1 pseudogene is annotated in these 292 nt (G+C 43.5%); it reads right to left on the bottom strand.

Going from position 1 to position 292, the window contains the following annotated elements:
* A pseudogene (locus LIZ66_RS20390) lies at positions 1–292 on the bottom strand (IS1634 family transposase); the annotation flags it as partial.

Here is a 292-nt window from a genome sequence, read left to right as displayed (position 1 = left end):
GGTACATATCGATAATCTCGTCGTCAGATGTCTCCATTTCGCTGGTTAAGAGCATGTAGTAACCATCCAGTGATTCTTCCTCCCGGATTTTGTCCTCATCAATGTCCAGCCCAGAAGAGGCGGTAAGGATTTCTCCGGTTTCTTTGTCATAGTCTATTTTTTGACATATTTTGCAGCACCATAAGACGTGGCTCTTATATAATTCCCTGGATTTTTTGCCAGGTCTCTTGCTTTTGTCAGTGCAGCTTCACGCTCTGCTTTTGCTCGTTTGGCATATTTTTCACTCCAGAAG

The organism is Blautia faecis (assembly GCF_020554845.1).
Lineage (GTDB): Bacteria > Bacillota > Clostridia > Lachnospirales > Lachnospiraceae > Blautia_A > Blautia_A faecis.
This window is presented reverse-complemented; position numbering and strand designations above follow the sequence as displayed.